Annotated in this window: 9 protein-coding genes; 7 read left to right on the top strand and 2 right to left on the bottom strand. The window is 58.0% G+C overall.

What is annotated here, in order from left to right:
* Positions 1-95 precede the first annotated feature (95 nt).
* From QQJ96_RS13420 to QQJ96_RS13410, 3 genes are all read left to right on the top strand, one after another.
* Positions 96-2309, top strand: a complete 2214-nt coding sequence (locus QQJ96_RS13420) for a GH92 family glycosyl hydrolase (RefSeq protein WP_284332516.1) — start codon at positions 96-98, stop codon at positions 2307-2309.
* 287 nt (positions 2310-2596) lie between these two features.
* Positions 2597-2914, top strand: a complete 318-nt coding sequence (locus QQJ96_RS13415; RefSeq protein WP_284332515.1) for a hypothetical protein — start codon at positions 2597-2599, stop codon at positions 2912-2914.
* 44 nt (positions 2915-2958) lie between these two features.
* Positions 2959-3501, top strand: a complete 543-nt coding sequence (locus QQJ96_RS13410) for a hypothetical protein (protein WP_284332514.1) — start codon at positions 2959-2961, stop codon at positions 3499-3501.
* A gap of 1 nt (position 3502) precedes the next feature.
* Here the strand turns inward: QQJ96_RS13410 and QQJ96_RS13405 are convergent, their stop codons facing one another.
* Positions 3503-4255 (bottom strand): Type 1 glutamine amidotransferase-like domain-containing protein, encoded by a 753-nt coding sequence (locus QQJ96_RS13405; RefSeq protein WP_284332513.1) that lies wholly within the window; start codon positions 4253-4255, stop codon positions 3503-3505.
* Positions 4256-4487: 232 nt separating this feature from the next.
* Here QQJ96_RS13405 and QQJ96_RS13400 point away from each other — a divergent pair, with 232 nt between their 5' ends.
* Together QQJ96_RS13400 and QQJ96_RS13395 are read left to right on the top strand one after the other, a co-directional pair.
* Positions 4488-4886, top strand: a complete 399-nt coding sequence (locus QQJ96_RS13400) for a RidA family protein (RefSeq protein WP_284332512.1) — start codon at positions 4488-4490, stop codon at positions 4884-4886.
* A gap of 162 nt (positions 4887-5048) precedes the next feature.
* Entirely contained in the window at positions 5049-5477 is a 429-nt protein-coding gene (locus QQJ96_RS13395; protein WP_284332511.1) for a DUF1801 domain-containing protein, read from the top strand.
* 238 nt (positions 5478-5715) lie between these two features.
* Here QQJ96_RS13395 and QQJ96_RS13390 read toward each other — a convergent pair whose 3' ends face one another.
* Positions 5716-6999, bottom strand: coding sequence for an SGNH/GDSL hydrolase family protein (locus tag QQJ96_RS13390; protein ID WP_284332510.1), 1284 nt, complete (start codon positions 6997-6999; stop codon positions 5716-5718).
* Positions 7000-7405: 406 nt separating this feature from the next.
* On the opposite strand from QQJ96_RS13390, the gene QQJ96_RS13385 reads away from it, so the two are divergent.
* Complete coding sequence (locus QQJ96_RS13385) at positions 7406-8755, top strand: TolB-like translocation protein (protein WP_284332509.1); 1350 nt, start codon at positions 7406-7408, stop codon at positions 8753-8755.
* A 278-nt stretch (positions 8756-9033) separates the two neighbouring features.
* Positions 9034-9657 carry a hypothetical protein gene (locus tag QQJ96_RS13380; RefSeq protein WP_284332508.1) on the top strand — a complete coding sequence of 208 codons (624 nt, stop codon included), beginning with the start codon at positions 9034-9036 and terminating at the stop codon, positions 9655-9657.
* Positions 9658-9920: the final 263 nt, after the last annotated feature.

The following is a 9920-nucleotide window of genomic DNA, read 5'->3' as shown; positions in this document are numbered from 1 at the left end:
TGTTCAAATGGAGCGGGTGTCTGCAATATTGCGACCGCCGCAACAAGAAGAGAAGCCAAGTGATGAAGCATGCATGCTGGGTATGGGGCGCCGTAATGGCCACGTTGTTGAACACGGGATATGCCAGCAGTCCGACCGGCAAACAGGACCTGGCGCTGACGCAATACGTCGATCCGATGATCGGTACGGACCAGTCGCCACCCCTCGTCCCCGCCATCGCGAAGACCCAGCCATCACCGGAAAACCTGGGCGGTGGCTTCACGGCGCCTGCCGCAACGCTGCCTGCAGGCATGGTGCAATGGGGCCCCGATACACCTTCCGTGCCAAATGGCTGGAGCCCACCGGGCTATCACTACAGCCAGACGAGCATCACCGGCTTCAGCCTCACCCACCTGAGCGGGGTTGGCTGCAGTGGTGGCGGCGCCCTGCCAATATTGCCAACCGTTGCAGGGCAAGCCGGCGCGGTGCCGTTCAAGCATGCCAATGAAACGGCAAGGCCTGGCTACTACGGCGTAACACTCGATAATGGTATCCGCGTAGAACTCACCGCGACGCTGCGCAGCGGCGCCGGACGCTTCGCCTGGCCTGCCGGTCAGGCCGGCCAGCTCAACATAACGGTTAAGACCGATGCGTCGTCGCAGGGCGGTACGGTCGCGATCGATCCGAACGATCCAAGGGCATTGTCCGGCTCGATGGTCGGCGGCAACTTCTGCGACGACGGGCAGACGTACAAGATCTACTTCTACGCCAAGCTCGACCAGCCATTCACCCCGAAACTGTCCGCCGGCAATGCATTGCTCACGTTCGCGTCGAAGCCTGATGCGCCGTTGACGGTAAACATGAAAGTTGGCGTCTCATACGTCAGTATCCAGAACGCAAAAGACAACCTGCAGCAGGAGAGCGGGGCACGCAGTTTCGATCAAATTGCGAAACAAGCCGATGCCACATGGAACCGCGAACTCAATGTGATCGAGGTGGCGGGTGGCAATGCGGACAACCTCAAGAAATTCTATACAGCTCTCTATCACGCGCTGCTCGCCCCAAGCGTATTCAGCGACGTCAATGGCGACTATTCGGCCATGAACGGCAAGATAGCCCGCGTAGGTGCCGGCCATGTGCACTACACCACGTTCTCGAGCTGGGACACCTATCGCTCGCTGATGCCTCTGATTGCCTGGCTCAAGCCAGCTGCAGCCAGCGACATGATGCAGTCGCTCGTCGACGATGCCGACACCTGCGGCGGGGCCTTTCCCAAATGGGTGGAAGGCAACACTAGCAGCGATGTCATGCCGGGCGACAACGTGCCGATCGTCGTTGCGCAGAGCTACATGTACGGCGCCACCGGCTTCGACACGCAAAAGGCCTTGTCAATCATGCTCCGCACGGCCTCCGGCGCCGCCACGACGTGCCGTAACGTAGTCGCGCTGCCTGGGCTCAATTTGTACCAGCAGCTTGGTTATCTGCCCGCCGATGCGAACATTCGGATCGATAGCAGCCACAACGGCGGCACTGCGTCGACGACGCTTGAATACGCGACCACTGACTACGCAATCTCCCGTTACGCACTGGCACTCGGCGACGCCACGGATGCCGCGAAAATGCTGGCGCGGTCGACAAATTGGAAGCATGTCATCCACCCCGCGTCGGGCACGACGCCAGCGCGCCTGTCCGATCGCAATCGCAACGGCAACTGGGTAGCGACCTCATACGATGAGGTCGAAGGGAATGTCGAGCAATACACCTGGATGATACCGTTTGACATTCCCGGATTGATCAGCGCCCTGGGCGGCGACGCCGCAGTACTACCTAGACTCGACACCTTCAACGCCTACTTGAATGCCGGCTCGCGCAGCCCGCACTTATGGATCGGCAATGAGCCGTCGTTTGCGACGCCATGGCTCTACAACTGGACGAGCCGGCCGGACAAGACGCAGGCTCTCGTACGTCGAATCATCAACGAACAGTTCACCACCGCGGCGTCGGGGCTGCCGGGCAATGACGACGAAGGCGCCACTTCCGGCTGGTTCGTGTGGGCTGCGCTTGGACTGTATCCGGAAGTCCCCGCCGTCCCAGGCTTCACGCTGGCCACGCCACTCTTCAGTCATGTGACCATCCGGCTTGCCGACGGCAAAACCCTGCAGATCGACGCCAGCCACGCGGGTTCCACTTACGTCCAGGGCGTTACGCTCAACGGCACCGCCTTGACGTCGACTTGGATGGATTTCGACCGGGTGAGGAAGGGCGGGGTACTCGAGTTCCGTCTTGGCGATGCGCCTTCGTCGTGGGGGCGGCCGGTCACCACAAGATAGAAAGCGGCGAGTACTTGCTCCCTCCCTGTCGTAGGCTGGGATGACAATCCCAGCATCGGGATGCCGTGTGGAAGCTGGGATTAGCATCCCAGCCTATGTGCTGCGCAGATTCGTGCAAACCCTTTCGTACGCGCGTCTTGCTTGCATAGCTGAATACGCTCTAAAAGATTTCTAACCCATCTCTGAACCTGTGATAGAGCACGCGCATTGCTCGCCGCTTTTGGACAATTCGTTGACGATGGGTGACTAGGATTTTAGTCAGGCCAACGGGCTGCTTGGTGAGGGCTATGACGAGTCCTATCAGCTTTGAGCAGTTGCTTCGCCATATTGCGCACCTGTTTACGGCTTACGGGAACTACTCATTTGCCAAGCGCGCCATGACGATCTCGGAGTCTGTGGCTGAAACCCTTTACGCTCGGCGCGTCACAAAGCTACCCGGCATAACCATCCCTCCCTTTTGGCTCCTATTGGTGGAAGGGCGGCGGCAAGGATTCTGGGAACTCGATAACGGTGAAAACGGTTCGGGCCGCCTTGTTGTGATGCGCTGGAAGCCCTCGCGCCATGAATCATTCGCCCGCCGCGCAGAACGGCCTTCTCGTAGCTGACTGCTGGATTGTTAGTTGGATATTGAGCGGATAAAGTTCGGAACTTGGACACGTACACCTTGCACTTCATCAAAAAGGGGGATGATGTGAAGACGCCGGACGAGTTTGCCCAGGTAATTAATCGCAGGAAGGCAGATCCTAACAGGACGGTAAAGCGGCGTAAGCCGGCAGCAATCATCGTTACGATTATCTTCGCGGCGTTCTTATTGGTTATAGGTGTGGTCGGAACCTTGCGTCTGCCTGTCTTGGCTGGGCACACGTTGCATGGCGTGAGATCAATCCTTGTGCTGGCCGTCGCCCTCGCCCCGGGACTGGCAATCATGGGCTTCGCTGCGGCAACGCTGTTTGCTTGCTTCAAGCGTCCCCGTTGGGGCCGCCCCATTTCGATGGTGTTTGCCTTGGCATTCAGTGCGCTTATGGGTTACAGCGTGGCTTTCCCAGATCCGCACCCGCTGTTCCCGATTGCTCCCGGTGCGGAGCAGGCCGGCGCGTATGCCGCTAACGTAGCGATCGCTTTCGGCATAGTGGCTTACGTATGGTCAATGGTCTTGGGTGCTAAAGCCAAGGCCTACTTCGCAGGTGACTAATCTAGGCGTCAGCCGAAAACAATCGCCAATGCCCCTCGGAAACGACGTGGATTTCGCCATCCATCACGGCGATGGCGGTTTGATCATCGATGGCATAGACCGGTGCCGGTATTTTGGCAGCCCATTTTTCCGCGTTGGGCAATGAGGCATCCGGGTGATTCTCGTTATCAAGATGCGGAATCAATGCAAAGTCGACCAGTCCCACTCCGCGGGCGGTGACCAGGCGGCTAGCGACTTCACCTTCTACGGTGGTGAACGAGAAGGCTTCGGAAGCCAGGGGGTCGTGATGACCGCTTGGCGTCCCGGTGTAGTTTTCCCCAAATATTGAAGACGTCGCCATGCTCCCCGCGCTCACGCCCACGTAAACGAGCCGGTTACGGAGCGATACTAGAAGCTTGGCTAAGCCTGACTGACGCATCCAGTATGCGAGATAGACGGGATCGCCACCCCACACCAACAGGGCATCCGTCTCCTCCACCATGGGGACCCAATCCTTTTGGTCGATCGTGGGCAATGCCGTGAGTTCCAGCACTTCCAGAGACTTCCAGCCCAGTTCGCACAAGGGGCTTCGCGCCTTTCCACCGAATGCCCGCCAGGCCATCGCTGCATGGCGCGGGTAGGAATACATGGCGGTAGGAATGAAGATAGCGTTGGATTCGGCAATCGGCTTGCCCAGTAGCTCCACGAGCGCGTCATGGATGCTTGGGTTGGTGATGCCACCGGAGGTTAGAAGGAGTTTCATGTCAGCTCGCATGATTTGGCTAGCCCAAGTTGGGACCGATGGGTGGTCCTCAAGACGCCGACGAATGAGCAAGCCGGGATTCGACAAGCGGCCGGAACAATCGAAGCGAACGGGAGCTGGCTCGCTTGGCCACCATCGACAGCCAAACAGGTGCGCCATCCATGATGATGGCTTTATGCTGGATGGGTAGCAGATCAAGCTGACAAGACAGATCGATGTCAATCACACAGAAGGTTGCAAACCCATGGCGCTCGAATGCATCAATCCCCATGATCTTCCCACGCCGCAAACCTACACTCAAGTCGTCGTCGCGACGGGCACACGGCTAGTATTCGTCGCCGGCCAGGAGCCCGAAGACGTCCACGGCAAGCTCGTCGGCCAAGGTGATTTGGCGGTTCAGGCGCACCAAGTGTTCGCCAACCTCGGCCGTGCTCTTGCCGCCGCAGGCGCTTCTCCCAAGGATGTAGCCAAAATTACCATCTACGTCGTCAACTACAGGCGCGACGAACACTTGGCGATCATCGAAGCGGCTCGGGTAACCTTGTTCGGGGATCACAAGCCAGTCGATACGCTGATTGGCGTGGAGACTCTATCCCCTGGCTATCTGATCGAGGTTGATGCCATTGCAGTGGTCGATGGTTGAGAATCCCTCACCGCACTGTATGCGCGTAGGCTGGGATGACAATCCCAGCTTTTCACACGGCATGCAGATGCTGGGATTGCCATCCCAGCCTACGGGCTGTGTGATCAGGGGAAGCTATCGGGGTAGGATTGGCTAAGTGGGCGACAGGCGGAGATTTTGCATATGAACGTACGCCAGCAAATCAAAGACTATATAGCCGCTCAGCCGGAGCAAAAACGAAATGAGATGCAAGAGCTTCATGGCATCATTCTTGGAATCATGCCGGGCTGTAAATTATGGTTTCTCGATGGCAGGGACGAAAGCGGCCGGGTAGTTTCCAATCCGAATATTGGCTATGGGTCTCAGGCTATAAGACATGCCGGTGGAAAGGACAGGGAGTTCTATCAAATTGGCATTAGCGCCAACACTACGGGCCTATCCGTCTACATCATGGGCTTGAAGGACAAAAAGTATTTAGCTGAAAAATATGGAAAGAAGATCGGCAAGGCAAGCGTAACGGGGTACTGCATCAAGTTCCGTACGCTAAGAAATATAGACGTTGATGTTCTCGCAGATGCCATGCGATATGGGATTGAGCAGACGCTCGCTTAACCATGGATCCAAGATGAGACGACATTCCGGCGAAGGCCCCTAGCTGTTCGGGGCATGCATGCGCGATGTTTCACATCGTAGGCTGGGATGGCAATCCCAGCATCCAGGAGGTGGCAAGGAAAGCTGGGATTGTCATCCCAGCCTACGCACTACGTTGAGCACGACCTCAAGGTGAACAGGGCGGTCGCTGCCGAAACAGCGCCGCCCTCCATCATCGATTGCTGGTTGCCGTCGAGTATCAGTTTTCGAGCACGCCAAGATTGATGGAATTCGCCATCGCCTGGTATCCGATGTCGTTGGGATGCAAATGATCGCCACTGTCGTAAGCGGGCAGCAGGGCGGTGGGATTGGACGGATCGCGCACGACCTGGTCGAAATCGAGTACCCCGTCGGCGCCGTTCGCCGAGCGCACAAAGGCATTCACGGCCTCGCGTTTCGCCTCCCCTGCGGCGTCGTAATACGAGGCGCCGTTGAAAGGAGTTATGGTCCCCAGGTAAATCTTGATCCCGCTGGCTTTCGCCTGGGCGATGGTGGCCTGCATGGCTGCGATGATCTGATCGGCGGAAACGTTTTGCTGCGGGATGAGTTCGCCGATGCCGATATCGTTGATGCCCAGTAGGATCATGACGTGGGTCGCGCCCGAAACACCGGCAACATCGTGGGCGAATCGCGTCACACCGGCAGGGCCGACGCCGTCGTAGATCCAGCGGTTGCCGGCGATGGCGGCATTGACCACGCTCACATGGCCCAGGTCTTGAGCGTCGGACTGCACGCGATTGTCCAGGTCGTTGGGCCAACGGCGGTTGGTATCGGGAGTCGAACCGTATCCGTCGGTGATCGAGTCGCCGAAGGCCACGACCACCTTGTACGGTGGCGCCGCCAGGTCGGTGTTGCCACCGGACGCATCGACCGTAGATGCATCAACCTCGCTGAGCCAGTAGTACATGGTAGTTGCCGTGGCATTGCCCATCATCGAGGCGCCTGTCTGGTCGCCCGGGGATAGGTAATTGGTTTGCATGCCTATCGTGTGGGTAGTGACGACGGGCGTATTCAGGGGCACGTACAGGCTGATCGCCAGATCCGCTTGCGTTGGTACCTGCAGGTAGACCGGGTCGCTCCACCGCTCTTCGCCGGGCGCGAGCGTTACGGCGCCTTGTCCGCCGAATCGCAGCGTGCGATTAGTGGTGGGGTCGATGCCGCCGTTGCCCGTGCTGCGTGCAATACGGGCCGCGGCAAACGTGACAGGTGTGGTTCCGAAGAAATTGGACAGCTTGACGCGGATCAGGCTGCCGCCATGCGAGGTGTGGACAATCTGGCGGATCGACTGGTTCGAGATGGTGGCAGGTGGAACGGTGATACCCGGGTAAAGGATGTTGTAGTTCTGTGGCGCCGCATACCAGGTTGCGAACCACGGCGGTTGAACGCAGGCTGCCGACAAAAGCACAGCCAACGCCACAACGGCGATGACTCTTCCGAGCAAATAAAAGGTGCGAGTGCCTCTCGGGGATACGCGGTTACTCATAACCCTTTCTCCTTGGTGGTGGCTTGCACGTGTGTTACTGAGGGTGGTTCGGCTTAGTGACGCGGGCAGCAGGTAGCAGGCCGCCCGAGCAGGCAGACAGACGAAAACATGCTTGAGTACTTGTGGGGAGCGGGCGTTCTATCGCCAAACGTGCGGCGAATTCGTTATGAATCGCAAATCATCGCTTCATAACCAGTCGTGACGGCGCATCGTCATAACATCAGCTTTAACTAGAAAGAGCCAATTCAGCAAAAAATCGCCATGCCAATCGAACGGTTTGACTCACACTCCATAGACTTTCGCCAGCGTAGGTTCCCGTCGCGGATGATCAGCGATATCTCAATATGTCGCGTGTAACGCGACAGGGCAGGGGCTTTTCGTTTTGTCACTCCAGGAGGAAATCCACATGCGTCTTTTCTTGCGCGCTTCCGTCGCAGCGATGCTGACTTGCGCATCGGCGACCGTTGCTTATGCGGATGGCACCATTCTCTTCACTCGCCCCGTCAACGGCTTCTACAACGGTACACGTATGCCTCTGGGATCGGGGCTTTTCACCATTGAGGACAGCGGAACCCAACTACGACAGCTCACCCCTTTGGCACCCGGTTCTTACTCTATGCCAAGCGGCGTTGCTTATTTGGCGGGACCCGCGAACAACCTCCTTACCGGCTATTGGCCGACCAGGAATTTCTCGCCCGATGGCCGCAGCATCCAGTATTTCGCGGGCCGATCATCCAATCCGACCTCCGGTGGTCCCTACGACGGCAAGTACCGCGTCATGGACCGGCAGACAGGTCTATCCAAGGCGTTGTTTCCCGGCCACAACGACAATGCCCCTCCCGGGGTAGGCTATCTTGCCTGGGGGCCGGAGGGCAGCAATGAAATTGCCTATACCGACTCTACCAGCGAAATTCCCGTCACGACCCGCTGTGTCTACCTTATGCATCCGGATGGCAGCGGCAGGCATCGCTTGTGGTGTGCACCGGCGGAAGTGCAAACATCGGGCGGCCCTACGCCAACGCTGGCGGTGGAATCGCTGCGATGGGCGGGCAACGGCAAGAGCCTGCTCGCGTACGTCGCCTGGGGGTGGCCAATTGGGTCACAACCAGGGATCGGCGGCAGTAGCTATGCGTCCCTTTATCAAATCGACGTCCGAACGGGTGCTGCCCGGGAAGTGGCTTCCCTCCTTAGCGATCCGCCATCGGGCGATGTGTCTTATGACGGCACGAAAGTTCTCTACCAGCAATACGACCTGGTGCATTGCGGCGACTTCAACTATTTCAGATATCAAAGCGTCGACTTGTGCGTGAAGGACATGAACACGGGTAAGGTGACCGACCTTTTTCCACAGAATGTGTGGGAAAACCAGCTATCACGCAGCTGGTGGTCAGACTATTGGTATGCCGTGGCACTGCTTTCGCCGGACGGGTCGAAGGTGGCTTTCACGATGCCGACAACCGATGGGGCCGAAGGCGCCCTCTACACCATCGATACCGATGGAACGCATCTTCGACAGGTCACCCCGGAGGATCCGCACCCACCGGCAGGCGTTCATATCGCATGGATACCCGCTGCCTGGTCGCCGGATGGCAAGCAAATTCTGGTTAATCGCACGATGACCCCTGCCAGTAGCAGGGATCAAACCCTGCCTAGCGAAGTTCATATTATCGCGTTGAGTGACGGCAGGGACTGGCGCGTCACGGATGGCTACGCCATCGATTGGCTCAAGCCGCCGCGCCCAGGCATGATCAAGTAAAAGCAAAATTGAGGGCAGAACACTTTATTCTACGAAAGTGTTCTGCCCCTTTTGGAATGCAGGTGGAGCCTCACGCGGGCAGTTGCATCCATAGCTCCCTCCGACACCGTAGCCCTGCGCCAGGTGCTAGATCAGTGGCAGGCGCTCGTCGGTGCGTAGGCCAATCTGTACCTGTCTACTTTGATTCCATCTGAATCTGTATCAATCGCCGCGGGGGTCTTACCTTGCTTCTCGTCGCTGCACGCTTTTAGATCTCAACGTTACGAGAAAACTTGCGAATGATTCATCACACGCTAGGCCTTGCCGCCATCCTGACGTTATTGGCCACAACGAGCACGATGGCCAGCCCGACCCCGACAGACATTCCCCAGCTCGACCGAAATCGAGAAATCGCCATGGCACTTAGCGCCGCGCCGCCGGAGCTGCAAGCGGACGCTGGTGTATACGTGCTGGGGCGTTCCGGATTTGTTTTGGTTCGAGCGAGTCGTAATGGCTTCAACTGTCTCGTCGAACGCGACAGTCACGTGACCGCCCCCGTCTGTTATGACGCCGAGGGTTCGCGCAGCAATCTTCAGGCCAGCCTGGAACGAGCACGCATCGTGGCGAGCGGTGTTGATGGACCGAGCGCCGATCGCATGATCGATGACGAATACCGCGCCGGACGTTTGCGACCGCCCACTAAGCCCGGCATTGCCTACATGCTCTCGCACGACTTCGTGAAATTCGACCCGAAAACGGGAACGGCGAAGCCCCTGTATCCACCTCACGTGATGGTCTATGCGCCGTTCTTGCGAAACGAAGACATCGGCGTGTCGAAACAATTCGTTCGCAGCCCTTCCCACGTATGGGTGGAGGCTTCCGGCAAACCCGATGCATGCCTCGTCTTTACGAGTACGCACTAAGGTCATCCCTTCGTGAATCGGGGGTTGAGGTCGTGGCATGAATGGCGGTTGCGGCAAATAGCGCCGCCAAAAAAATTGGGGTCGCAAGCTCAACAGCGAATCCGTCGTCAATCGGCGGATAGGCCTTCGACAAACCCTTCACGCGAGCTTGCCAATCTGTCCAAGCCTTCCATGCTGAGGTGTGTGCTTAACGGACAGACTTGAGAATCTCGGTAGTGAGACCTGCATTTCTTGCCCGACAGCTGGCTAGTGAAGCCAAATCC

This window comes from Dyella flagellata (assembly GCF_030160275.1).
GTDB lineage: Bacteria > Pseudomonadota > Gammaproteobacteria > Xanthomonadales > Rhodanobacteraceae > Dyella_B > Dyella_B flagellata.
Note: the sequence above shows the minus strand (reverse complement) of the source record. Positions and strands in the feature narration are given on the sequence as shown.

Coding starts and splice junctions, on each gene's coding strand:
- QQJ96_RS13420 (WP_284332516.1), top strand. CDS start 96: ATGGCCACGTTGTTGAACACGGGATATGCCAGCAGTCCGACCGGCAAA.
- QQJ96_RS13415 (WP_284332515.1), top strand. CDS start 2,597: ATGACGAGTCCTATCAGCTTTGAGCAGTTGCTTCGCCATATTGCGCAC.
- QQJ96_RS13405 (WP_284332513.1), bottom strand. CDS start 4,255: ATGCGAGCTGACATGAAACTCCTTCTAACCTCCGGTGGCATCACCAAC.
- QQJ96_RS13400 (WP_284332512.1), top strand. CDS start 4,488: ATGGCGCTCGAATGCATCAATCCCCATGATCTTCCCACGCCGCAAACC.
- QQJ96_RS13395 (WP_284332511.1), top strand. CDS start 5,049: ATGAACGTACGCCAGCAAATCAAAGACTATATAGCCGCTCAGCCGGAG.
- QQJ96_RS13390 (WP_284332510.1), bottom strand. CDS start 6,999: ATGAGTAACCGCGTATCCCCGAGAGGCACTCGCACCTTTTATTTGCTC.
- QQJ96_RS13385 (WP_284332509.1), top strand. CDS start 7,406: ATGCGTCTTTTCTTGCGCGCTTCCGTCGCAGCGATGCTGACTTGCGCA.
- QQJ96_RS13380 (WP_284332508.1), top strand. CDS start 9,034: ATGATTCATCACACGCTAGGCCTTGCCGCCATCCTGACGTTATTGGCC.